1 protein-coding gene is annotated in these 273 nt (G+C 71.4%); it reads right to left on the bottom strand.

From position 1 onward, the window contains the following. Positions 1 to 39: 39 nt before the first annotated feature. The coding region (locus SB717_RS35755; RefSeq protein ID WP_410907705.1) for an alpha/beta hydrolase at positions 40 to 273 on the bottom strand (234 nt) is incomplete at its 5' end.

A 273-nucleotide genomic window follows, 5' to 3' on the forward strand; every position in this document is an offset into this window, starting at 1 on the left:
GCACTGTCCGCAGGATGATGGCCTGAGGGGAGCACGCGGTCACCGAACGAGCGATCGCAGGAACGCCCCACTCCGATCGGTCGCCTCCTGCGCCTCCGGCGTCTCGGCCATCAGCGGGTAGACGTGCGGCAGTCCCTCTCCCACCTCCAGCCGGACGTCGACGCCGGCCTCCGAAGCTGACGCCGCGAGCCGCTCCGCATCGCTGAGCAGCAGATCGGCCGTGCCCACCTGGATGAGAAGCGGCGGGAGCCCGGCGAGGGAGGCGAACAGCGG

Origin of the sequence: Priestia sp. SIMBA_032 (assembly GCF_046535215.1) — a bacterium.
Lineage (GTDB): Bacteria > Bacillota > Bacilli > Bacillales > Bacillaceae_H > Priestia > Priestia aryabhattai.